The organism is Prevotella sp. SGI.167, assembly GCF_050313615.1.
Lineage (GTDB): Bacteria > Bacteroidota > Bacteroidia > Bacteroidales > Bacteroidaceae > Prevotella.
The window spans coordinates 1-351 of the sequence record NZ_JBNPLT010000155.1 but is presented as its reverse complement, the minus strand read 5'-3'; the positions used below and the strand labels follow the sequence as shown (position 1 = coordinate 351).

The window sequence follows — 351 nt, the reverse complement described above, 5'->3', positions numbered from 1 at the left end:
AATTTCCTTCGAGCACGAACCACAGTCGGCTCTGAAGCGATTCACACGGATGCTGTTGGCTTCCAGTAGGGCAAAGAATCTCTTGTGGGTCTCAGCCTGATAAAAGCGCACATTTGTGTTGCCATCGCTGTTCTCGACATAGACAATCATGTCACCGATGACATATACGCCAGGTCTGTAGCCGAGGAACTTCTTGTATGTCGGTTTTGCATCATACTTCTCTGTTTCAAGGAACTGATGGTCGAAATCAACATCGTAGGTTTCCACCTCATTCAGTTCACCAGTGGAAACCAAGGCTTTTATAAGCAAGGCGTTGAGCTTGTCTGCCGTATTGAAATCATAGGTCTTGCC

The 351-nt window shown here is 46.7% G+C and carries 1 pseudogene; it reads right to left on the bottom strand.

From position 1 onward, the window contains the following. Window positions 1-351 (bottom strand): annotated as a pseudogene (locus ACQRBJ_RS16320) (IS1380 family transposase); the annotation flags it as partial.